At 73.0% G+C, this 21,344-nt stretch carries 17 protein-coding genes and 1 pseudogene; 3 read left to right on the forward strand and 15 right to left on the reverse strand.

Going from position 1 to position 21,344, the window contains the following annotated elements; all coding sequences use genetic code 11:
- Positions 1 to 121 precede the first annotated feature (121 nt).
- The 3 genes from ACFFXY_RS24660 to ACFFXY_RS24670 form a co-directional block, all read right to left on the reverse strand.
- On the reverse strand, positions 122 to 1,321 hold the full coding sequence (locus ACFFXY_RS24660) for an RNA polymerase sigma factor (RefSeq protein ID WP_382356865.1): 1,200 nt from the start codon (positions 1,319 to 1,321) through the stop codon (positions 122 to 124).
- Positions 1,321 to 1,713 carry a YciI family protein gene (locus ACFFXY_RS24665; RefSeq protein WP_382356867.1) on the reverse strand — a complete coding sequence of 131 codons (393 nt, stop codon included), beginning with the start codon at positions 1,711 to 1,713 and terminating at the stop codon, positions 1,321 to 1,323. Before ACFFXY_RS24665 ends, ACFFXY_RS24660 begins: the two co-directional genes overlap by 1 nt.
- Before the next feature lie 99 nt (positions 1,714 to 1,812).
- Positions 1,813 to 2,721 (reverse strand): LysR family transcriptional regulator, encoded by a 909-nt coding sequence (locus tag ACFFXY_RS24670; protein ID WP_382356869.1) that lies wholly within the window; start codon positions 2,719 to 2,721, stop codon positions 1,813 to 1,815.
- 133 nt (positions 2,722 to 2,854) lie between these two features.
- On the opposite strand from ACFFXY_RS24670, the gene ACFFXY_RS24675 reads away from it, so the two are divergent.
- Entirely contained in the window at positions 2,855 to 3,715 is an 861-nt protein-coding gene (locus ACFFXY_RS24675) for an aldo/keto reductase (RefSeq protein WP_382356871.1), read from the forward strand.
- Between the two features lie 17 nt (positions 3,716 to 3,732).
- On the forward strand, positions 3,733 to 4,665 hold the full coding sequence (locus ACFFXY_RS24680) for an aldo/keto reductase (protein WP_382356872.1): 933 nt from the start codon (positions 3,733 to 3,735) through the stop codon (positions 4,663 to 4,665).
- Positions 4,666 to 4,719: 54 nt separating this feature from the next.
- On the opposite strand, the pseudogene ACFFXY_RS24685 reads toward ACFFXY_RS24680, so the two are convergent.
- From ACFFXY_RS24685 to ACFFXY_RS24725, 9 genes and pseudogenes are all read right to left on the reverse strand, one after another.
- Positions 4,720 to 5,622: pseudogene (locus ACFFXY_RS24685) on the reverse strand (GlxA family transcriptional regulator); the annotation flags it as partial.
- 19 nt (positions 5,623 to 5,641) lie between these two features.
- Positions 5,642 to 6,226: a cysteine hydrolase family protein gene (locus ACFFXY_RS24690; RefSeq protein ID WP_382356874.1), complete on the reverse strand. Its 585-nt coding sequence runs from the start codon at positions 6,224 to 6,226 to the stop codon at positions 5,642 to 5,644.
- Between the two features lie 1,019 nt (positions 6,227 to 7,245).
- Positions 7,246 to 8,274, reverse strand: coding sequence for a 2-hydroxyacid dehydrogenase (locus ACFFXY_RS24695; RefSeq protein WP_382356876.1), 1,029 nt, complete (start codon positions 8,272 to 8,274; stop codon positions 7,246 to 7,248).
- Positions 8,271 to 8,882 carry a histidine phosphatase family protein gene (locus ACFFXY_RS24700; RefSeq protein WP_382356878.1) on the reverse strand — a complete coding sequence of 204 codons (612 nt, stop codon included), beginning with the start codon at positions 8,880 to 8,882 and terminating at the stop codon, positions 8,271 to 8,273. The genes ACFFXY_RS24695 and ACFFXY_RS24700 overlap by 4 nt, the downstream gene beginning before the upstream one ends.
- An 11-nt stretch (positions 8,883 to 8,893) precedes the next feature.
- Positions 8,894 to 10,360: an FGGY-family carbohydrate kinase gene (locus ACFFXY_RS24705; RefSeq protein WP_382356880.1), complete on the reverse strand. Its 1,467-nt coding sequence runs from the start codon at positions 10,358 to 10,360 to the stop codon at positions 8,894 to 8,896.
- Positions 10,353 to 11,831 (reverse strand): FGGY family carbohydrate kinase, encoded by a 1,479-nt coding sequence (locus ACFFXY_RS24710; protein WP_382356882.1) that lies wholly within the window; start codon positions 11,829 to 11,831, stop codon positions 10,353 to 10,355. Before ACFFXY_RS24710 ends, ACFFXY_RS24705 begins: the two co-directional genes overlap by 8 nt.
- Before the next feature lie 4 nt (positions 11,832 to 11,835).
- A complete protein-coding gene (locus tag ACFFXY_RS24715; RefSeq protein WP_382356884.1) occupies positions 11,836 to 13,074 on the reverse strand; it encodes a sugar ABC transporter permease in 1,239 nt (412 codons plus the stop codon).
- Positions 13,071 to 13,883, reverse strand: coding sequence for an ATP-binding cassette domain-containing protein (locus ACFFXY_RS24720; RefSeq protein ID WP_382356886.1), 813 nt, complete (start codon positions 13,881 to 13,883; stop codon positions 13,071 to 13,073). Before ACFFXY_RS24720 ends, ACFFXY_RS24715 begins: the two co-directional genes overlap by 4 nt.
- Positions 13,884 to 13,913: 30 nt before the next feature.
- The gene (locus ACFFXY_RS24725; protein WP_382356888.1) at positions 13,914 to 14,975 is read right to left on the reverse strand and encodes a substrate-binding domain-containing protein; all 1,062 of its coding nucleotides are present in this window, start codon (positions 14,973 to 14,975) and stop codon (positions 13,914 to 13,916) included.
- A 276-nt stretch (positions 14,976 to 15,251) separates the two neighbouring features.
- Between ACFFXY_RS24725 and ACFFXY_RS24730 the strand changes: the two genes are divergently transcribed.
- Positions 15,252 to 16,055: a DeoR/GlpR family DNA-binding transcription regulator gene (locus ACFFXY_RS24730; RefSeq protein ID WP_382356890.1), complete on the forward strand. Its 804-nt coding sequence runs from the start codon at positions 15,252 to 15,254 to the stop codon at positions 16,053 to 16,055.
- On the opposite strand, the gene ACFFXY_RS24735 is transcribed toward ACFFXY_RS24730, so the two are convergent.
- From ACFFXY_RS24735 to ACFFXY_RS24745, 3 genes are all read right to left on the reverse strand, one after another.
- The gene (locus ACFFXY_RS24735; protein ID WP_382356892.1) at positions 16,052 to 18,868 is read right to left on the reverse strand and encodes an Hsp70 family protein; all 2,817 of its coding nucleotides are present in this window, start codon (positions 18,866 to 18,868) and stop codon (positions 16,052 to 16,054) included. The two genes, ACFFXY_RS24730 and ACFFXY_RS24735, sit on opposite strands and share 4 nt — an antisense overlap.
- Positions 18,869 to 19,079: 211 nt before the next feature.
- On the reverse strand, positions 19,080 to 19,871 hold the full coding sequence (locus ACFFXY_RS24740) for a hypothetical protein (RefSeq protein ID WP_382356894.1): 792 nt from the start codon (positions 19,869 to 19,871) through the stop codon (positions 19,080 to 19,082).
- Between the two features lie 80 nt (positions 19,872 to 19,951).
- Complete coding sequence (locus ACFFXY_RS24745) at positions 19,952 to 21,241, reverse strand: PA2928 family protein (protein WP_382356896.1); 1,290 nt, start codon at positions 21,239 to 21,241, stop codon at positions 19,952 to 19,954.
- Positions 21,242 to 21,344: the final 103 nt, after the last annotated feature.

A 21,344-nucleotide genomic window follows, 5' to 3' on the forward strand; every position in this document is an offset into this window, starting at 1 on the left:
AGGGGGACGTTGGAGCGATGCCGGTGAACATAGACATTGAGAATTATCGATTTACGACGGTGCGGCGGCAAGCCCGCTGCGCCGGACGGCGCGAACGGTGCGACGAACGTGCGCCGAGCGGTCATCCGGCGCGGCGCAGGAGGTAGCGCTGTTCGGGGGTGCTGGTGGTGAGGCGGGCGGCTTCGCGGAAGGCTTGGCGCGCTTCGGCTTGGCGGCCGGCCAGGTCGAGGAGGTGGGCGCGGGCGGCGTGGAGGCGGTGGCGCTGGTCGAGCGCGGGGTCGCCGAGGAGGGGGTCGAGCATGGCGAGGGCGGCCTCGGGGCCGTCGGTCATGGCGACGGCGACGGCGCGGTTCATGGTCACGACCGGACTCGGCGCGAGGGCGTCGAGCATCCGGTACAGCTCGGCGATCTGCGGCCAGTCGGTGTCGGCGTAGGTCGCGGCCTCGTCGTGGACGGCGGCGATGGCGGCCTGGAGCTGGAACGGGCCGACCGGGCCCGACGGGAGCGCCTGCTCCAGAAGCGACACGCCTTCGGCGATGAGCGCCGCGTCCCATCGGGCGCGGTCCTGGTCGGCGAGCGGGACGAGGTCCCCGGCGGCGTCGGTGCGGGCGGGGGCGCGGGCCTCGGTGAGGAGCATGAGCGCGAGGAGCCCGGCGGTCTCGGTGTCGCTCGGCAGGCGCCGGGCCAGTTCGCGGGCGAGGCGGATCGCCTCGGCGGTGAGGGACACGTCGAGGAGGTCGGCGCCCCCGGAGGCCGTGTAGCCCTCGTTGAACACCAGGTAGAGGACCTGCCTGGCGGACTGGACGCGGGCGGGCAGGTCGGCGCGGGTGACGTCGCCGAGGCGGGCGCCCGCGGCGGCGAGCTTGGCCTTGGCGCGGCTGACGCGCTGGCCCATGGTCGCGGGCGGGACGAGGAACGCGGCGGCGATCTGCTCGGTGGTGAGGCCGCCGACGGCCCGGAGGGTCAGGGCCACTTGGGAGGCGGGGGTCAGGGCCGGGTGGCAGCACAGCAGGAGCACGTGCAGCGAGTCGTCGCTGTCGGTGGCCGGTGCTTCACTTGGTTCGAGGCGGTTCGCGGCGTCCTCGCGGCCCTGGCGGGCGCGGTCGGAGCGGAGGGCGTCGACCAGGCGGCGGGAGGCGGCGCGGATCAGCCAGCCGCGGGGGTTGGCCGGAAGGCCCTCGCGGGGCCAGTGCAGTGCGGCAGAGAGGAGGGCTTCCTGGACGGCGTCCTCGCAGGCGTCGAAATGCCCGTAGCGGCGCACGAGCGCGCCGAGGACGTGCGGCGACTCGCGCCGCCACACGTCCTCGACACCGGAGTCCATCAGTGCTCCTCGCCGCCGGGCCACATCGCCGGGCGCAGCTCGACGGTCTCGCCGGGGCCGGAGAACGCCAGCGCGACCTCCTGGGCGCGTTCGGGTCCGGACACGTCGATGAGGAAGAACCCGGCGAGGTGCTCCTTGGTCTCGGAGTACGGGCCGTCCGTGGCGAGCGGCTCGCCGCCGCTCCAGCGGTAGAGCGTGGACGTCGAGGGGTCGGCGAGCGCCTCGCCGGTGATGAGCTCGCCGTTGGCGCTCATCTCGGTGAGGAGCCGCTCGAACTCGGCGTTCAGGCGTTCGCGCTGCTCGGCGGGGAGCGCCTGGTGCTCGGCGACGTAGTCGCTGGTCGGGTGGCCCCACGGCTGCGGGTTGGAGTGGATGAGGATGACGTACTTCATGGCGGCCTCCTGGTCGCGGATCGGTTCCTTACCTTTCCCGGGACGACGGGGCCGGTCTGCGGTTTTCGACATCCGCGGCGGATCTTTTCCAGGGTTTTTTTACGCGGCGGCGGGGACGGGGTCGGGGACCTGGCCGTCCTTGAGGAGTTCGAGGAGGTGGGCGGCGGGCGAGTCGGCCTGGTCCCAGGCGGTGGAGACGACCGAGACGGTCCACTGCGGCACGTCCTCGTCGGCGAGCGGGAGCACCCGCAGGGCCGCGGCCTGGGGCTTCGCGGCGACGTGGCGGGGGACGACGGCGATGCCGAGGCCGCGGCAGACCAGGTCGAGGAGGGTGTGGACGTCGTTGACGGTGCAGCGCACGCGCCGCCGGGAGCCGCGCGCGGCGAACACCGACTCGTTGAGGGTGCGCACGCCCCAGGCGGGCCCGAAGTCGACGAAGTCGAGGTCGTCGAGCGCGGCCCAGGGGACGGAGGCGCGGGCGGCGAGCGGGTGGTCGGGCGGGGTGACGACGACGAGGGGCTCGCGGCCGAGCTCGCGGTGCGGGAGGGCGCTCAAGTGCCGGTCGGTGGCGACGAACGCGACGTCGAGCTCACCGGCGCGGAGCATCCCGAGGAGGTCGTGGGAGCCGCACTGCGTGAACATGGTCTCGACGCGCGGGTGGCGGCGGTGGAACCGGTCGAGCAGGGAGTTGACGTCCACGAGGCCGAGGCACTGCTCCGCGCCGATCGAGAGCGACCCGGAGACGGCGCGGCTGGCCTTGACGACGGCGTCGCGGGCGCCCGCGGCCTGCTCCAGCATCATCCGCGCGTACGGGAGCAGCGCGAACCCGGCCTCGGTGGGCTCGACCCGGCGGGTGGTGCGCACGAACAGGGCGGTGCCCAGCTCGTCCTCCAGGCTGCGGATCGCCGCCGACAGGCCGGACTGCGAGATCCCCATCAGCTCCGCCGCTCGTGTGAAGTGCCTCTCATCCGCGAGCGCGACCAGGTACTCCATCTGCCGCAGGTCCATGAATCATTCCCCTGGATTCTCAATATCAGAAGCGTCAGTTGTTGGACTTCTAGATTAGTCCTGCCTAGCATCATGCTGGTCATCCGCCAAGCAGGCGGGGCCCGTCCCCCGCCCGGCCGCAAGGAGTGCACGAATGCAGCAGCGCACCATCGGGAACCGGCAGGTGTCGGCCATCGGGCTCGGCGGGATGCCGATGTCGATCGAGGGCCGCCCGGACGAGGAGCGGTCGGTCGCCGCGGTCCACGCCGCGCTCGACGCGGGCGTCACGCTCATCGACACCGCCGACGCCTACCACCGCGACGCGAACGAGGTCGGCCACAACGAGACCCTCATCGCTCGGGCCCTGAAGTCCTACGGCCCCGGCGCCGACGGCGTCCTGGTCGCCACCAAGGGCGGCCACCTGCGCCCCGGCGACGGCTCGTGGACCCAGGACGGGCGCCCCGAGTACCTGAAGGAGGCCGTCAAGGCCTCCGCGAAGCGCCTCGGCGTCGAGGCGATCGGCCTCTACCAGTTCCACCGCCCCGACCCGAAGGTCCCGTACGCGGACTCGGTCGGCGCGATCCGCGACCTCCTCGACGAGGGCGTCATCGAACTCGCCGGGATCTCGAACGCGTCGGTCGCGCAGATCGACGAGGCGAACGCGATCCTCGGCGGGCGCCTCGCCTCCGTGCAGAACCAGTTCTCGCCGCGGTTCCGCTCCAGCGAAGGGGAGCTGGGGCACTGCGCGAAGCTCGGCGTGGCGTTCCTGCCGTGGAGCCCGCTGGGCGGCATCAAGAGCGCGCCCGAACTCGGTTCGCGCCACGCCGCGTTCAACGAGGTCGCCGCGGAGCTCGGCGTCTCGGTCTACCAGGTGACCCTGGCGTGGGAGCTGGCGCTGGCGCCGGTGGTCGTGCCGATCCCGGGCGCCTCGCGGCCCGAGAGCATCCGCGACTCGGCCGGCGCGGCCGAGCTCGCCTTGACCGAGGACCAGGTCGCGCGCCTGTCCGCCGCCTGAGACACGAGGGATTGCAGATGAAGACCTTCACCATGCCCGGCACCGACATCACCGCACCGAACGTGGTGCTCGGGCTCATGCGCATCCAGGAGAAGACCGACGAGGAGGTGCGGGCCATCGTCGGCGCTGCGCTCGACGCCGGGATCACGTTCGTCGACCACGCCGACATCTACGGCAGCTCCCGCCACGGCTGCGAGCGCCGCTTCGCCGAGGCCATGAAGCTGACGCCGTCCGAGCGCGAGCGCCTGGTCATCCAGACCAAGACCGGCATCCGCCACCCCGGCCCGCACTTCGACTTCTCGTACGAGCACATCACGACGTCGGTGGACGAGTCGCTCGCGGCGCTGGAGACCGACTACCTCGACATCCTGCTGCTGCACCGGCCCGACGCGCTCGTGGAGCCCGAGGAGGTCGCCCGCGCGTTCGACGACCTCGCCGCCTCGGGCAAGGTGCGGGCGTTCGGCGTCTCGAACCACACCGCGCGCCAGATGGACCTGCTGCGCAAGTACGTGAACCAGCCGATCGTCGCCAACCAGGTGCAGCTGTCGATCACGCACGCGCCGCTCATCGCGCAGGGCGTGGCCGCGAACATGCAGGGCCTCGACCAGTCCGTGTCCCGCGACGACGGCATCGTGGACTACTGCCGCCTCAACGACATCACGGTCCAGGCGTGGTCGCCGTTCCAGGCCGGGTTCTTCGACGGGCCGTTCCTCGGCTCGGAGCGGTACCCCGAGCTGAACGAGACCGTCGACCGGCTCGCCGCGAAGTACGGCGTCCCGCCGATCGCGATCGCCGTCGCGTGGATCACCCGCCACCCGGCGAACATGCAGGTGGTCATCGGCACCACGAACATCGAGCGGATCACCGGCTCGGCGCAGGGCTCGGAGGTGCCGCTCACGCGCGCCGAGTGGTACGAGCTGCTGCGCACCGCCGGATACACGGTGCCGTAACGAGACTCGATTCACTGAGGGGGCGGCAGGGGCCCGGGCGGACGTCCGGGCCCCTGCCGCTGTCCGCAGGCGCCGCAGCATCCGGGCGTCGCCGAAGCCGACCGCGCGGGCCGCGGACTCCACTTGGGCCCCTTGGGAGATGAGGTGCTCGGCGCGTTCGAGGCGGAGCACCGACTGGTAGCGCAGCGGGGTCATGCCGGTGGCCTCGGTGAACCGGCGCGTGAGGGTCCGCTCGGAGACGCCCGCGGCCGCGGCGAGGTCGGCCAGGCGCAGCGGCTCGGCGTACCGCACGTCGATGAGGTCCTGGACGCGGTGCACGGCGTCGGAGAGGTGCGAGCGGTGCCGCAGCATCGCCGAGTCCTGCGCGGCGTCGCCGCCGCGCCGCGCGTAGACGACCATCTCGCGGGCGATCTGCGCGGCCGCGGCGGGGCCGTGCCGCACGGCGACCAGGTGCAGCGCCAGGTCGATGCCGCTGGCGATCCCCGCTGACGTGACGACCCGGCCGTCGGTGGTGAACAGCCGGTCGCGCTCCACGACGGCGCGCGGGAAGCGGGACGCGAGCTCGTCCTGGAGCGAGTGGTGCGTGGTGCAGCGGCGCCCGTCGAGCAGCCCGGCCTGCCCGAGCGCGAACGCCCCCGAGCACACGGACCCGACGGTGCCGCCCCGCCCGTGGTGCGCGCGCAGCCGCGCCGCCTGGGCCTCGGTGAGGCGTGGCCCGCCCGCGGTCTTCGGGGACCGCCAGCCCGGCACGAGCACCAGGTCCTCCGGGCCCAGCTCGGGCCATTCGGTGCCCGCGCGCAGCGGGAGGCCCTGCGCGGTCCCCACGTCCTCGTGCTCGGCGACGAACCCGGTCCGGTAGTCCAGCCCGAGGTCGGCCGCGGTCGAGAACACCTGGGCCGGGCCGGCCAGGTCGAGCAGGTGCAGCTGCGGCACCAGCAGGAAGACGACGCGGGTCATGCGGGCCCTCCCGATCCGGTCAGCGCGCGGTCACTTCGTCAACGGTACTGACCGTCGCGAACCGGCCCGCGAGCGCATAGACCGTGCGCTCGATGACCTCGGCGGTCTGGAGCGTCAGCGGGTCGGCGAGGATCTCCTCGATCGGCCGGTCGTAGTCGGAGTCGCGGTGCGGGATGGGGTGGGTCGCGGTGGCGTCCACGACGAAGTCGACCGCGTACCCGAGGTCGGAGGCGACGCGCGCGGTCGTCTCGCAGCACTGCTCGGTGCGGATGCCGCAGACGGCGACCTCGCGGACGCCGCGCTCGGTGAGGAGCTGCTGGAGGTTCGTGGTGGTGAACGCGTTGTGCGAGGTCTTCGCGAGTTCCGGCTCGCCCCCTTCGGGCTTGAGGCCCTCGATGTAGGTGCAGAACCCGCGGGCGGGGTCGAACACGTTGCCGGTGCCGGGCTCGTGGTGGAGCACCCACACGACCAGGTCGCCCCTGGCGCGGGCGTGGTCGACCAGGCGGGCGACCTTCTCCGCCACGTTCTGGTCGGACGTGGCGGCCCAGTTGGGCCGCTGCCGGAAGGACTCTTGGACGTCGATGACGATCAGCGCTCGGTTCATGCCCCCAATCCTGCCGCCGTGGCGGCTTCGGCGACAGGCACGATCCCGGCCGGGACCGGAACGATCCGGTCAACAGTACGACGGTCGCATGCTGGTGCTCGAATCAGGTTTCTGACCGACTCACACACGCAGTCCGTCCGGCTTGGCAGATGTTGCAGAAGAATCCCTCCTGGAATCCGGCGCGGCAATGTCATTCGCATCAAGCAACTGACGACCTCCACCGGCAAGTCGAAACGGCTTGTCACCGACCCCGAGAGAGCAACGTGGATACCTGCAGTAATCGCAATTGCATCTTGTGTCCCATCTACTGGCGCGACGGCCTCAACGGCCGTCAATCGCCGTCGATATTTGAACATCCTTACGCCTGCGAACCATGTCGGCGGCGAGTCCGCAACAACCTGGCCACAATCGCGGAAGAGTTCGTGTCGCTCGACGCTACGCCTCACTCAGCCTCAGGCAGGGAGTGGGTGAGCGGGACCAAGGACATTCCCATTGGAGTGCGAATCGACATCCTCGATCAAATGTCCCCGGGACCCCTTCATATGGGGGAGGTCTTCGATCCTTTCGGCGATCAAGCCGGAGCGATCCCGGCCGTAGTTGTGCTGGAGCGGATCATGGTCACGTGGTACGCAGACCGATCCGCAAGAGGAATCCGCGAGCGCCGACCGGTTCGGCGAACCGCCGAGTTGTGCCGATGGCTATGGCATCGGGTTGATAGCGCCGTCGAACACCTTCCGGAACTCGTGGTAGCGCATGTAGCTGCGATTCGCATTCTCGCAGGAAGATTGTCTACCCTCAACGGGGGCGGATGGCCGATGGCTGAACTAGTCCAGGCCGTCCCTTGTCCCGAATGCGATCACGTGACCCTCGCTCGCTGGCCGGGGCTCGACCAAGTCTGCTGTGTCAGCTGCGGCCACATGGGAACCCGTGAGGATCTCCAGCGCTGGATCAGGCTCCTGCTTGCTCAAGCATTGAGCGACCAAGAAACTACCGCCTCGGAAGACTGACATTCCGCGCCGTCAGCCGAAGACCTCCGGGTTCCGGCAGTGCAGGAGGGGTTCGCCCGCGAGGAAGCGGGCGGTCTCGGCGGCGGTGATCGCGGCGGCGTTGTGGGCGGTCTCGCGGCTGGCGCCCGCGAGGTGCGGGGTCATGACGATCCCGTCGGTGCGCAGGAGGCGCGAGGCCGCGGGGATCGGTTCGACCGGGTAGACGTCGAAGGCGGCGGCGAAGAGGTGGCCGGAGTCGAGGGCGTCGCAGACCGCGTCGTAGTCGACGAGCGCGCCGCGGGCGCAGTTGACGAGGACCGAGCCGGGCTTGAGCGCGGCGATCTGGGCCGCGCCGACCATGCCGCGCGTGTCCGGGGTGAGCCGGGCGTGGAGGGACAGGACGTCGGCCTGCGCCAGGAGCTCGGGCAGGCCGAGCGGCTCCGCGACTCCGGCGAGGAGCGCCGGGTCGACGTACGGGTCGTGGACGACGACGCGCGCGCCGAAGCCGTTCGCGATGCGCGCCACCCGGTTCCCGATGGCGCCGTAGCCGATCAGGCCGACCGTGCGGCCCTCCAGCTCCAGGCCCACCGAGTCGTACCGGTAGTAGTCGCCGCGCCAGGTGCCCGCCGCGAGGTCGCCGTGGACCTGCGGGATGCGGCGCATGGCCGCGAGCATGAGCGCGATCGTGTGCTCCGCGGTCGCCGTCGCGTTCCGGCCCGGCGCGCTGGAGACGGCGACGCCGTGCTTCGTGGCCGCGTCGAGGTTGACGTTCACCGGCCCGCCGCGGCCCACCGCGACGAATTCGAGGTCCGGGCAGGACTCCAGGACCCGCGCGGTGATCGGCGCCATCTGCGTGACGCACACCCGGACGCCTTGCAGCGCCTCGATGATCGCGTCCTCGGTGCCCGAGGCCTCCACGACCTCGGCGACGGGCCCGAACGGCGTGTCCGGCCAGTCCAGGGCGAGCTCGGCGATCTCCAGACCCGCGACGCGCTCGCGGAGCGCGGCGGCGAGCAGGCCGGGCAGGACGAAGGCGTCGCCCGCGGCGAGCACTCGGGTCATCGGTGGTCCTCCTCATCGGTCCAGACGGGGGTGTTGAACTGGAGCAGCGAGCGCCGCCCCGCGGCGACCCGCACCTCCGTGAGCCCCACGTTGCGCACCATGGGGAGGCGGCGACGGTACTCCGAGAGCGGGATGCCGAGCCAGTCGCACAGCACGAGCCGCATGAGCGTCGAGTGCCACACGACGAGCACGCGCCCGCCCTCGTGGGCGGCGGCGATCTCGTCGAGGCAGGCGCTCGCGCGCGCGACGGCGGCGACGGGGTCCTCGCCGCCGGGCAGATGGTCGCCGACGGGGTCCTTCTCGAAGGCGGCGTACCGGTCCGGGAACCGCTCGCGCATCTCCGCGCCGGTGAGGCCCTCGCCGTCGCCGAACGCGACCTCCCGGAGGCGGCCGTCGCTGGAGGGCCGCAGGGCGGTCGAGGCGGCGGCGGGCGCGAGGGTCTCGACGGCGCGCGTCAGGTCCGAGGACCAGACGGCGGCGAGTCCAGCGCCCGCGGCCCACGCGCCGAGGCTGCGGGCCTGGTCGCGGCCGCGGTCGGTGAGCGGGACGTCGGTGGCCCCGGTGTACCGGTTCTCGGCGTGCCAGACGGTCTCGCCGTGGCGCACCATCACGATGTCGGTCAGTGTTCGGCCCTCCGGTGGACATGGGCGTTGAAGGACCGGTCGATCCGGCCCCGCTCATGGAGATGGTCGGTGAAGCGCAGGTACAGGTCGGTGAGCGCGCGGTGCCGGGACGCGTCCGGCTCGACGGTGTCGCCGGTGGCGGTCATCCACGCCGACACCTCGGCCAGGGAACGCCCGGTGGAGGTGGCGGCGAGGACGGCCATCCCGGCCGCGGACTCGGCGTGCTCGGGCAGGCGCGCGGGGCGGCCGAGGAGGTCGGCGCGCAGCTGGGACCAGTGGCGGTTGGCGCTGCCGCCGCCGGTGAAGGCGAGGTCGCCGCCGGTCGGCGCGCCGATGTGGTCGAGGTAGTCGAAGCAGAGGCGCTCGACGCAGGCGAGGCCGGTGAGGACGCCGCTGAGGACGTCGGCGTCGTCGCGGGTCCGCCCGAGCGTGAACGGTTCGAGGTCGGCTGCGGCGAACGGGAACCGCTCGCCGCTCGTCCCGGCGAGCGGGTAGACGACGGGCCCGGGGCCGCGCCGCGCGGCGACGGCGGTGAGCGCGTCGAGGTCGGCGCCCGGGAGGAGCCGCGCGAGGGCCCCCGCGCCGCTGGAGGACGCGCCGCCGGGCAGCCACGTGCCGCCGGGGCCGCGGTGGCAGTAGACGACGCCGCCGGGGTCGCGCACCAGGTGCTCGGACACTCCTTTGAGGACGAGTGTGGTGCCGAGGACCGCGTTCCAGGAGCCGGCGGCGAGCGCGCCGCCCGCGAGCTGTGCCGCGCAGCCGTCGGTCATGCCCGCGACGATCGGCGTCCCGGCGGGGATGCCGGTGGCCGCCGCGCCGTCGGGGCCGACGTCGCCGATGACGGTGCCGGGCCGCACCACGTCCGGCATGAGCGACAGGGGGATGCCGAGCGCGTCGAGGACGTCGGCGGGCCAGCGCTCCGCGACGAGGTCGTACCCGGTCTTGAGCGCGTGGCTGGCGTCGGCGGCGAGCTGCCTGCCCGCGAGCCGCCAGGTGACGAGGTCCGGCTGGTGGAGCAGGCGGGTTCCGCCCGTGGACCGCTCGACCAGCCGGAGGATCTTGGGGAGCGCCCAGCCCGGCTGCATGCGCCGGTAGCCGAGCCGGTCCCAGACTTCGGCACCGGTCTCGTTGACGCGCTTGGCATCCGCTTCGGCGCGGGCGTCGTCGTACATGAGGCCGGGGGTGGTCGGGCGGCCCGCGTCGTCGGCGAGGAGCACGGTCCCGGAGGTGCCGTCCACGGCGATCCCGGCGATGCGGGTCGCGTCGAGGGCCCCGGTGGCGGCGCGGGCGGCGGCGCAGAACGCGGTCCACCACTGCTCGGGGTCCTGCTCGTGGCTAGCGCCGTCGCGGGTGCCGGCGAGCGGGGCGGCGCCGCGGCCGAGGACGCGTCCGGCGTCGTCGGCGGCGAGGACGCGGACGCTCTGCGTGCCGAGGTCGGCGCCGATCCAGATGCGGTCAGCCACGGCGGCCCGCCTGGTCCCGCCAGCCCGCGCGGGCGATGTCGCGCAGGGCCAGGAACTGCTGGTACAGCCGCTCGTAGACGGCCGCGTCCTCGGGCGCGAACCGGTCGCCGGGGCGCACGTACTTCGCTGCGGCCGTGGCGAGGTCGGGTTCGGCGCCGGTGGCGACGAGGCCGGAGAGGAACGCGCCCTTCGCGCCGATCTCGGTGTCGGCGGTGCGCACGACGGGGACGCCGGTGGCGTCGGCGATCATGCGGCACCACAGGTCGCTGCCCGCGCCGCCGCCGCAGACGCGCAGTTCGCCCACGGCCGCGCCGGAGGCGGCGAGGCAGTCCTTGATGGTGAGGCTCAGGCCCTCGAAGACGGCGCGGGCGAGGTGCTCGCGGCCGTGTTCGAGGGTGAGGCCCCAGAAGGTGCCGCGGGCGGCGGTGTCGAGGAACGGGGCCCGCTCGCCCGCCGGGGACAGGTACGGGAGGAACACCAGGCCCCCGGCCCCGGGGGGCGCGGCGGCGGCGAGGTCCCCGAGCGCTTCGGGCGAGGGGAGGCCGAGCATCGATGTGGCCCAGTCGATGACCTCGGTCCCGGCGAGGGTCGGGTAGACGCGGAGCCACTGGCCGGTGGAGTCGAGGGCGACGGTGAGACCTGCGGGTTCACCGGTCGTGTCGGTCTCCGCGCGTACGATCTCGGTGCACAGGGTGGTCCCGAGGATCGCGCACCCGGTGCCCGCGGCGGCGGCTCCGGCGCCGATCGCGGTGGACGCGACGTCGTAGGGCGCCATGACGACCGGTACTCCGGCCGGGAGTCCGAGCGCCGCGGCGGCCTCGGGGCGCAGCGGGGCGGCGCGATCGCCGTCGCCGAGGACCTGCGGAAGGAGGCGGGCGGCCCGGGAGAGGCCGAACAGCTCGACGAGCCGCGGCGAGTAGTCGCGGGTCGCGGGGTCGAGGAACGGCGCGGACGCATCCGACTCGTCGGCCGCGAACAGTCCCGTCAGGTTGTGGAACACCCATCCGCCGCAGGTGAGTGCGGCGTGGGACCGGTCGAGGCGGTCGGGGTCGCGCTCGGCGAGCCAGGCGAGGACGGCGTTCGGCAGGCCCGGGAACGTGAGCGATCCGTTGGCGCGGAACGCCTCGTCGAGGACGCCCGCGTCGCGCCACCGGTCCACGAGGGACGCCGCGCGCCCGTCGGACCACAGGACGGCCGGTCCGGTCGGCTCGCCTTCGGCGTCGACGAGCCAGCAGCCGTCGCCCTGGGCGGTCAGGGCGATCATGTCGGGCGGGCCCGGGAGGTGCTGGGCCGCTTCGCGGACGGCCGCGGCGGTCGCGCGCCAGACCTCGGCCATGTCCTGCTCGGCCCAGCCGGTGCGGGGTCGCCGCACGCCGACCGCGCCCCGGGCGACGAACAGCTCCGTGCCGTCGTCGGCGTGGGCCACGGCCTTGATCGCGGTGGTGCCCGCGTCGATCGAGATGGAGGTCATGGCCTCATCCTCTCCCGTGGGCCTGGCGCGAGCGGCGGGCGAACGAGTCGAGCGCGACGGCGAGGACGAGGACCGCGCCGGTGATCATGAACCGGTACGACGAGTCGAGGTTGAGGAGCGTCAGGCCGCTGGAGATCGACTGGATCACCAGGATGCCCAGGAGCGCCGAGAACGCCGAGCCGCGCCCGCCGAAGAGGCTGGTGCCGCCGATGACGGCCGCGGCGATGGCGTTCAGGTTGACGTCGCCGGTGCCGGTGGACTGGGTGGCGGCCGCGAGGCGGGCGGCGGCGAGCACGCCGCCGACGGCCGCGAGGGTCGAGCACATGACGAACGTCCACGCGTACACGGACTTGACGTTGATGCCCGCGCGGCGCGCGGCCTCGGGGTTGCCGCCGACCGCGTAGATCGAGCGACCGAACTTCGTGCGGGAGAGCACGTAGTGCATGGCGAGGACCACGACGAGGAACAGCACGAACATCCAGGCGACGCCGCGGGTCCGGTTGAGGTAGAACGCGGTGAACCCGAGCGCGGCGAGCACCAGGGCCGCGCGGAGCACCAGCAGCCGCAGCGAGGGCGCCGACAGCCCGGCGGCCTTGCGCGTGCGCGCCCCCGCGAGGCCCGTGCCGAGGAACCCCGCCGCCGCGAGGACGGCGAAGAGGTACGACATCCACTCGGGCACGAACCACAGCTGCGCGAACTGCACCAGGTCGGAGTCGTACGGCAGGTTGACGGCGTTCTGGCCGCGCAGCAGCCACAGCTGCACGCCGAGGAACGCGAGGAGCCCGGCGAGCGTCATCACGAAGGAGGGCACGGCGAACCGGTTGAAGCCCTGCGCGTACACGTACCCGATGAGGCACCCGGTGGCGATCGCGGCGAGGATCGCGAGCCAGATCGGCTGCTCGTACCGGACCATGACGAGGGCGGTGACGGCCGCGGCGACGCCGCTGACCGAGCCGACCGACAGGTCGATCTGGCCGACGAGGAGCACGCACACGATCCCGAGAGCGAGGAACCCGACGGGCACGATGTCGAACGAGAGGTTCACCAGGTTCGTGCTCGACAGGAACGTGCGGTTGAGGAGCTGGAACACCGTCCAGATGACGACGATCCCGGCGGCCACCGGGAGCATCCCCAGGTCGCCGTCCCGCACGCGGCGCACGGCGGCGCGCACGGAGTCGGCGAAGGTCTGCGGGGCGACCAGGCGCTCGTCCTGGAGGTCGAGGGTCGGGGTCTCGGGGCTCATCGGGCTTCGCTTCCTTCAGCGGTGCGGGGCTCGGAGTCGGCGGCGCGGGAGGCCCGCCGCGACACGGCGTTGTCGGCGGCGCCCGTGATCGCCGCGATGATGTCCTCGGTGGAGACGGTGCGGGCGTCGAAGACGCCGTTGTTGCGGCCCAGGCGGAGCACGGCCACCCGGTCGGCGACGGCGCGCACGTCCTCCATGTTGTGGGAGATCATGACCACGCCGAGCCCCTTGTCCCGCAGGCGCTCTACGAGGTTGAGGACCTCGGCGGTCTGGGCGACGCCGAGCGCGGCGGTCGGCTCGTCGAGGAGGATCACCTTCGGGTCGCCCAGGAGCGACCGGGCGATGGCGACGGTCTGGCGCTGGCCGCCCGAGAGGGCCGCGACGGGGACGCTCAGCGTCGGGATCTTCGCCGAGAGCTGGCGCAGCAGCTCCCAGGAGCGCTTCTCCATGGCGACGTCGTCGAGGAGGAACGGCCGGATCTCCCTGCCCAGGAACAGGTTCGCCTTCACGTCGAGGTTCTCGCACAGCGCGAGGTCCTGGAACACGGTGGCGATCCCGAGGGCGTGGACCTGCGTGGGCGATTCGAGCCGCACTTCGCGGCCCTCGAACTCGATGACGCCCGAGTCGGGCGGGTGGACGCCCGCGAGCACCTTCACGAGCGTGGACTTCCCGGCGCCGTTGTCGCCGACGATCGCGACGACCTCCCCCTCGCCGACGTCGAGGTCGACGTCGGCGAGGGCGGCGACCGCGCCGAAGCTCTTGGAGATCCCGCGCAGCGACAGCACCGTCGCCGCTCCTGTCTTCGTCATGGTCTGGTCTTTTCCTTACGTGCGAAGGGGTTACGCGATGCCGAGCGCGGCGCAGGCGTCGGCGTACTCGGGCGTGCAGACGTCCTCGACGACGAGCACGCCGTCGGGGCCGAAGATCACCTCGGCGAGGTTCTCCTGCGTGACCACGGTCGGCTCGAACAGCTGCGACGGGGTGTCGAACAGGTCGTGCGTGGCCTCGGGCTCCTCGCCCTGCATGAGCGCGTACGCGGCGTCGGCGGCGGCCTCGGCGACGATGCGGATCGGCTTGGAGATGGTGTTGTACTGGTCCCCCGCGACGATCCGCTGGATCGCGGCCAGTTCGGCGTCGTTCCCGGTGATCGGCGGGACGGCGGCGTCGGCGGCCTTGAACGCGGCGATCGCGCCGCCGCCGGTGCCGTCGTTCGCCGCCACGACTCCGGCGATCTGCCCGTCGAATTGGGCGATCTGGCCGCTGACCCACTGCTGCGCGTCCTCGGGCGACCAGTCGGGGGTGTCGTACTCGGCGAGGAGCTCGTAGCCCGAGTCGTCGACCGCGTTGTGGATGCCCTGCTTGATGAGTCCGGCCGCGGCGTCGGTCGGCGAGCCGTTGACCTGGAGCAGGCCCCCTTGCGCGCCTTCCTCGTCGAGGTGGTCCACGAGGGACTGGCCGATGGCCTCGCCGATCGCCTCGTTGTCGAAGGAGATGTAGAAGTCCGCGGGCTTGTCGGGGATGGGCCGGTCGTAGGCGACGACCTTGACGCCCTGGGACTGCGCGGTCTGCACGATCGTGGCCGCGGCGGTCGAGTCGACCGGGTCGATCACCAGGACCGACGCGCCCTGCGCGATGGCCGAGTTGGCCTGCTGCTGCTGGAGGGCCGCGTCCGAGTCGGAGTTCTGGTAGATCACCTCGCAGTCGGCGCACAGCTCTGCCATGCGCTCCTCGAAGAGGGGCGCGTCGTGCTGCTCGTAGCGGGTCGAGGCCAGGTCGGGCATGAGGAAGGCGACCGTGCCGGCGCCGTCCCCGCCGCCTTCGGCACCGGGCTCCTCGGCGCAGGCCGCGAGGGCGGCCAGGGCCAGCACACCGGTGAGCGCACCGGCTGCAAGTCTGCTCATCGACGACTCCTTTGTCGGTTCCCTGACGGGAGGGGTTGTGTCGTGACTGCGACCGTAGACCCGCACCGGCCCGGATGTCACTACCGCGCGCGAAACGAACAGCCTCGGTGTTGTAAGCGACCGCGGAATTGTGTTAAGAAGGTCCGGGGACGCACACCGCGGCGATCGCCTCTCGTTGCACCGAACCGAGGGAGACGCCGCTCAGGAGCCCCGGGCCCGGGGCCCGCAGCGCCGCCGGGGGTTGTTCACTTCACACGGAACGAACAGAGGTCCACGATGGCGCCCGAACCCGATCCCGCAGGCGAAGGGGGCCGCGCCCCGCGCGCCCGCCGCGAACTGATCAGGGCCCGCGTGGTGGACGAGGGGTTCGTGCGCATCGAGCAGCTCGCCGCCGACCTCGGCGTCACGACCATGACGATCCGCCGCGACCTCGACTACCTCCAGCGGGAGGGCTGGCTGCGGAAGGTGCGCGGCGGCGCGACCGCGCAGCCCTCGACGGCGTTCCACGGGGACGTGCGCCACCGCATGGGCGCCATGGCCGAAGCCAAGGAGGCCATCGCGAGGGCGGCGCTGCGCCTGGTCAAGCCGGGGCAGTCGGTGCTGCTCGACGAGTCCACGACGGCGCTCGCGCTCGCCGAGCTGCTCCCCGAGCGCGCGCCGCTGACGGTGATCACGTACTTCGGGCCGGTGATCCAGACGCTCGCCGGGAGCCCGGGGATCGAGCTGATCTCCCTGGGCGGCACGTACTACCCGGCGTACGACGCATTTCTCGGACTGCGCACTGTGGACTCGGTGTCGAGCCTGCACGCGGACCTGCTGTTCGCGTCCACGACGGCGATCACGCGCGGCTCGTGCTACCACCAGTCGCCCGAGACGGTGGCGGTGAAGCGGGCGCTCATGGACGCGTGCGACCGCCGCGTGCTCCTGGTGGACCACACCAAGTTCGAGCGCCGCGGGCTGTACCGGCTCGCGCCGGTCGCCGGGTTCGACCTGGTCGTGGTCGACCCCGGCATCCCCGCGCCGCGCCTGGAGGAGCTCCAGTCGACGGCCGCGAAGGTCCTGGTGGCGCCGGAGCCCTAGCCGAGCCCGGAGGCCGCGAGGATCTGGGCCCGCCCGTCCCCGGTGTGGACGGCCACGAGGCCGCCCGCGACCGAGACGTGCTCGGGCAGGTCGGCCCCGGTGTCCTGCACGGGGGTGCGGTCGCCGGTGGCCGGGTCGAGGACGAACACCTGCCACGTGGTGCTCATGCCGGAGCTGACCTGGTCGACCACGGCGAGGCCGTCCCTGACGGCGAGGACCGACATGTACGGCTCCTCCCCTTCCCCGCCTTGGAGGATCTGCCCGGCGAAGTCGACGGTGCGCACGTCGTCGAGGGTGTCGAAGACCTGGTCGCCGTGGAGGACCGCGGCGGGCGTGGAGTACCAGCTCTCGTCCACGGCCCAGTCGATCGAGTTGAGCTCCCACACGAGGTCGCCGGTCTCGGTGCTCACCGCGACGGTCTGGTACTGCTCGGCGGTGCTGTTCTCCACTGCGGCGCAGACGAGGTGCTCGCCGCAGGACTTGACGGCGGTGATGCCGTAGCCCGCGTCGAAGTCGTGCTGCCACGCCTGGCCGAGGTCGTCGAGGGAGTACCCGGCGAGGGCGGCGCGGCCCGGCGAGGCCTCGTCGGAGAGCTGCCCGATCGCGAGGCCGTCGAACACGGTCCACATCTCGGAGTCCAGCGGCAGGTCGCCGCTGGCGAGGGAGCCGCCGTCGGCGGCGCTGCGCACGGTCGCGGTGCCCTCGTAGGGGGCGAGGTCCACGAGCCGGTCGGTGGCGGCGAGGTTGTCGTAGAGGGAGTAGGAGTTCGGCGGGACCGTGCCGGGGTGCTCCTCGCCGTCGTCCCAGACGGTCTCGGCGCGGATGCGGTACTCGTCGATGATGAACAGGTCTTCCGGGCCCTGCTTCTTCCACACCTCCTCGCCGGTGGTGAGGTCGATGCGGACGACGGCGTTGTCGTCGAAGCCGGTGCGCTGCTCCACGATCGCGTCGGTGCCGTAGAACGCGACGTCGTTGCGGTCGGTCCACGGCCGCTTCCACAGGAACTCGCCGCTGTCGAGCGAGACGGCGGCGCGCATGTTCTGGCCCTCGTCGGTGGCGGAGGCGACCGCGTCGATGACGAGGACGCCCCCGACGGTGAACAGGTGCAGCTCGGTCGGCTCCAGCTCGTACTCGTTCGTCCACAGTGAAGTTCCTGCGGCGTCGAACGCGTCGACCTTCGTCATGCCGCCGTTGACCTCGGCGATGACGGCGACGCCGTCGGCGGCGGCCACCGAGGCGGCGCCCGTGCCGGCGAGCGTGTGCTCGTAGACCAGGTCGAGGCCGGTGCCGTCGGTGGCGCCGTCGCCGCCGAGGTCGCCGATCCCGTCGAGGAGGTCGCCGCCGGAGAAGTCCTCGAACACGCCGCCGAGGTTGCTGTTGTTCGCGGCGATCACGATGAGGACGACGATGACGGTGAGGACCGAGGAGGCCACCGACATGGCGACCCACCTCTTGGACGGCTTCAGGCCGGTCGGCAGCGGTCCGGTGTGGACGTTCGGCCGGAACGGGATGTGGTGCGGCGTCTGGAACTGCCCGGTGGGGGGCGGCTGGGAGGGCCCGCTCGGGGCCGCCTGGGGGGACCCGGCGGGCGGCGTCTGGGACGGCGGCGGCTGCGAGGGCGCGAACCCCGGGCCGTGGGGCGGGAGGCCGCCCTGCGGCGAGTACTGCGGCGGGCTGCCGACCGGGTAGGGCGCGTAGCCGACCGGCGTCACGGGCGGGCTCGGGGCGGGCGAGGTCGGTTCGGCCAGCGCGTGCTTGAAGGCGCCGAACGCGACGGGCAGTTCGGGCTGCTCGGGGACGGACGGGGCGACGCCGAGCCGGGAGTGGAGGCGGGTGGCGACCAGCGGCATGCGGCTGGAGCCGCCGACGAGGAGCACGGCGGTGAGCTGCGCGGGCGCGACCCCGGCGCGTTCGACGGTGCGGCGGGTCTCGTCCACGGCGCGGGCGACGAGGGGGTCGGCGAGGCTGGTGAGCTCGTCGCGGGTGAGGTGCAGGCCCATGGGGTTGTGGCCGGGGAGGGCGACGGGCGCGGTGGAGGTGCGCGAGAGCATCTCCTTGGCGGCGCGCACCTCGCCCCAGAACGCGAGGCGGTCGCGGAGGTCGGCGGTGGTCTCCGGTTCGCTGAGGCGTTGCCACAGTTCGGGGTCGCGTCCGGCGATGACGCGGCCGAGGTGCGCGGCGAGGGCCATGTCGACGTCGAGGCCGCCGAGGTCGTCGAGGCCGCCGAACGCGAGGGTGCGCAGGCCCTGGTCGTCGCGGCGGACGACGGCGACGTCGAAGGTGCCGCCGCCGAAGTCGAAGATGGCGACGGTGCCGCCGACCGGGATCTCCTGGCCGAGGACCTCGGCGCAGTAGGTGGCGGCGGCGATGGGCTCGGGCAGGAGCCGCACCTCGCCGAGCCCGGCGAGGGCCGCGGCGGCTTCGAGTGTGGCGCGGCGCACGGGGCCCCAGTCGGCGGGGCAGGTGAGGACGGTGTCGGTGGGCTTCATGCCGGAGGCGGCGGCCTCGTCGGCGACGCGGCGCAGGCCGGTGGCGAGGAGTTCCTCGACGGGGATCTCGCGGTCGCCGAGGAGGACGGTGCCGTCGTCGATGCGGCGCTTGGGGTGCGGCTCGAACCGGCCGGGGTCGGCGGCGGCGAGGCGCTGGGCGTCGCGGCCGGTGTGGAGTTCGCCCGCGGCGTCGAGGAACACGCCGGAGGCGAGGAGCGGGGAGCCGTCGAAGAGCAGGGAGCGGGGCTCGGCCCCGCCGCGGCCGATGACGGCGACGGTGTGGGTGGTGCCGAGGTCGACGGCGAGCCAAACGGGAGCGTTCACGGGTCCTACTCACTCGGGGCTGCTAAGGGACGGGGGGTCCGCGATGGGCCCGTTGGGCCTCTCAAGGACAGGGACTGGGGGGCCGGTGGACCTCCGCGAGGATACCCGGCGGGGGTGACAGGTCCGGGCCCGCGGGCGGTCCTGAACTGCGGGTTCCGGGCGTTTCCGCCCGTACCGGACCCTCCTGCGGGGAGGGCCCGGTGCGGGTGGTTCAGGGGTTGAGGGCGGTGAGGATCACGACCTCGGACTCGTCGTGCGGGAGGTACTTGACGCGCACGACCATGCCGGGCTGGATCTGGGCGACGGCGCTGCCGTCGACGGGCTTGCGCTGCTTCAGGTCGAAGGTGGTGCCGTCGAAGCGGGTGATGCGCAGGTCGAGGTCCATGACGGCCCGGTCGCCCTGGATCTCGCCGGTGGGGGCGAGCGCGAGGACGACGGCGCGGCCGTCGAGGCCCTGTTCGGCGATGTGGAGCTGGCGGGGGGTGACGAGGCCCTTGGCGACGCGGACGCGGTCGAACGCGGCCTGCATCTCGGCCTGGGGGGCGTCCACGGCGATGACGACGCGGCCGTCGGTGCTGCCGGGCCGGTAGCGGACGGGGAGCACCGCGCCGGGGACGACCGCGGCGAGCTCGGTGAGGTCGACGAGGCTGCGGGAGACGGCGCGGAACGACTGGCCGTCGGCGGTGTCGACGTCGAAGAGGATCTCCAGCTGCGGCTGGTCGTTGACGGTGAGGCCGGTGCGGGAGACGGAGACGACGGTGCCGATGGCGATCGGGGTGTTCTCGAAGCCCTTGGCGACGTGGCCCCTGAGCTCGCGCAGGGGGCCGTCGGCGAGGCGGCCGATCATGCCGGTGACGGGGAGGACGGTGAGGAGGATGATCGGGCCGGCCATCCAGCCGTTGGCCCACGGGACGGGGCCGTCGCCGGTGAGGCCGGTGTAGACGAACATGGCGGTGCAGGCGAGGCCGGCGATGAGCGTGACGGTGTTGATGAGCTTGAACATCGGGGTGTTCCCTTCTCGGTGGCTGTGGTACTGAGTCTCGGGCCGGACCGGCGGCTACCGGTCACAGGTTTCGGTGCGGGTCAGTCGGTGTCGGGCTCGCCGAGCAGGTCGAACGCCCCGAAGGCGGCGCGGTCGACGGAGCCGTCGGCGGCGATGATGAGCAGGTCGCTCTGGTAGAGGCCGTCGGCGGGGGCGACGATGGCGATGGTCTGGCCGCCGGGCGCGGTCATGCTGCGGCCGACGTGGTCGGCGGTGTCGATGGAGGCGGTGACGCCGCCGTCGGCGAGGTCGAGGACGGTGAGCGCGTAGCCGTCGCCGCCTGGGGCGCGCTGGTGCTCGATGAGGGCGTGGCCGGAGGCGGCGCCCGCGGCGGTCCCGGCGGGGACGGTGAGGTCGACGGCGCCGGTGGGGTCGTCCATGAGCTCCTCGGCGGCGTCCGGGTCGTTCAGGAGGCCGTCGATGAGGCCGTCCACGTCGACGTCGAGGTCCCAGGTCGTGGTGGTGGCGGTCTGGTCGAGGACGATCGCGGCCCCGGTGTAGGCGCGGGTGCCGAGGGCGCGGCGGTCGCCGCCTTCGACGACGGCGAGGCCGGAGGTGACGGCCCCGTCTGCGGTCGGCTCGACGCGGATCGTCGCGTCCTCGCCGATGGACGCCTCAGTGGTGGTCATGCCGCCGAGCTGGGGCGCGGCGCCTTCGGCGGCGAGGCGGCCGGCCCAGGCCTCGGCGGTCGCGGGGTCGGCGGGGGCCGCTTCGAGCGCGTCGAGGGCGAGGGTCCGCAGGCCGCCGTCGAAGCCGAACGCGACGACGCCCGCTTCGGGATCGAGTCCGTATGCGGCCGTGCCGGTCCCGGCCCCTTCCAGGCCGGGCACGTCCCCCGCTTCGGTGACGAGGGCGCCGTCGTCGAGGTCGCGGATCTCCAGGCCGTCGGCGGTCGCGATGTAGGCGTACTGCTCCCCCGCGGCGACCGCGGCGGCGTCCCGGTCGAGCTCGTCGGCGAGCTGCACGTCCCAGCGGGTCTCGCCCGTGGCGAGGTCCACGGCCGCGAGGCGGACCGCGTTGACGTCGGTGGCGAGCTCGGAGAGGAGCCCGCCGGCCCCGGCGCGGTCGTAGGGGACGAGCGCGAGCCCGTCGGCCGAGAACGCGATCCCGGTGCGCAGCATGACGTCCGGCTGGGGCGCGGTCAGGTACTCGCCGCCGACCGCGGCGACGAACGTCCCGGCCGTCATGAGCAGCGCGAACCCGAAGATCGCGCCGCCGGCGCCGCGGGGCCGCCGCTTCGGTTCGAGCGGGTGCTCGGGGGTGCCGTACGGGGAGCGCACGAGCTGCGAGTGCGGCGGGAGCGGACCGGCCGCGCGGAAGTCTTGGAACATCGGGGCCTCCTTGTGGGGGCGTGCGGTGGGGGCGACGCCGTCAGCGTCGCCCCGCGCCCGCCTCTACCGATCACAGGTTTCCGCGGAATTCGTACGGCCCGGC

Origin of the sequence: Glycomyces mayteni, assembly GCF_042428885.1 — a bacterium.
GTDB lineage: Bacteria > Actinomycetota > Actinomycetes > Mycobacteriales > Micromonosporaceae > Glycomyces > Glycomyces mayteni.

What these genes read in the sequence shown, in the direction of transcription:
- ACFFXY_RS24660 (WP_382356865.1), bottom strand. Translation starts at nt 1,321, where the DNA reads ATGGACTCCGGTGTCGAGGACGTGTGGCGGCGCGAGTCGCCGCACGTC.
- ACFFXY_RS24665 (WP_382356867.1), bottom strand. Translation starts at nt 1,713, where the DNA reads ATGAAGTACGTCATCCTCATCCACTCCAACCCGCAGCCGTGGGGCCAC.
- ACFFXY_RS24670 (WP_382356869.1), bottom strand. Translation starts at nt 2,721, where the DNA reads ATGGACCTGCGGCAGATGGAGTACCTGGTCGCGCTCGCGGATGAGAGG.
- ACFFXY_RS24675 (WP_382356871.1), top strand. Translation starts at nt 2,855, where the DNA reads ATGCAGCAGCGCACCATCGGGAACCGGCAGGTGTCGGCCATCGGGCTC.
- ACFFXY_RS24680 (WP_382356872.1), top strand. Translation starts at nt 3,733, where the DNA reads ATGAAGACCTTCACCATGCCCGGCACCGACATCACCGCACCGAACGTG.
- ACFFXY_RS24690 (WP_382356874.1), bottom strand. Translation starts at nt 6,226, where the DNA reads ATGAACCGAGCGCTGATCGTCATCGACGTCCAAGAGTCCTTCCGGCAG.
- ACFFXY_RS24695 (WP_382356876.1), bottom strand. Translation starts at nt 8,274, where the DNA reads ATGACCCGAGTGCTCGCCGCGGGCGACGCCTTCGTCCTGCCCGGCCTG.
- ACFFXY_RS24700 (WP_382356878.1), bottom strand. Translation starts at nt 8,882, where the DNA reads ATGGTGCGCCACGGCGAGACCGTCTGGCACGCCGAGAACCGGTACACC.
- ACFFXY_RS24710 (WP_382356882.1), bottom strand. Translation starts at nt 11,831, where the DNA reads ATGACCTCCATCTCGATCGACGCGGGCACCACCGCGATCAAGGCCGTG.
- ACFFXY_RS24715 (WP_382356884.1), bottom strand. Translation starts at nt 13,074, where the DNA reads ATGAGCCCCGAGACCCCGACCCTCGACCTCCAGGACGAGCGCCTGGTC.
- ACFFXY_RS24720 (WP_382356886.1), bottom strand. Translation starts at nt 13,883, where the DNA reads ATGACGAAGACAGGAGCGGCGACGGTGCTGTCGCTGCGCGGGATCTCC.
- ACFFXY_RS24725 (WP_382356888.1), bottom strand. Translation starts at nt 14,975, where the DNA reads ATGAGCAGACTTGCAGCCGGTGCGCTCACCGGTGTGCTGGCCCTGGCC.
- ACFFXY_RS24730 (WP_382356890.1), top strand. Translation starts at nt 15,252, where the DNA reads ATGGCGCCCGAACCCGATCCCGCAGGCGAAGGGGGCCGCGCCCCGCGC.
- ACFFXY_RS24740 (WP_382356894.1), bottom strand. Translation starts at nt 19,871, where the DNA reads ATGTTCAAGCTCATCAACACCGTCACGCTCATCGCCGGCCTCGCCTGC.
- ACFFXY_RS24745 (WP_382356896.1), bottom strand. Translation starts at nt 21,241, where the DNA reads ATGTTCCAAGACTTCCGCGCGGCCGGTCCGCTCCCGCCGCACTCGCAG.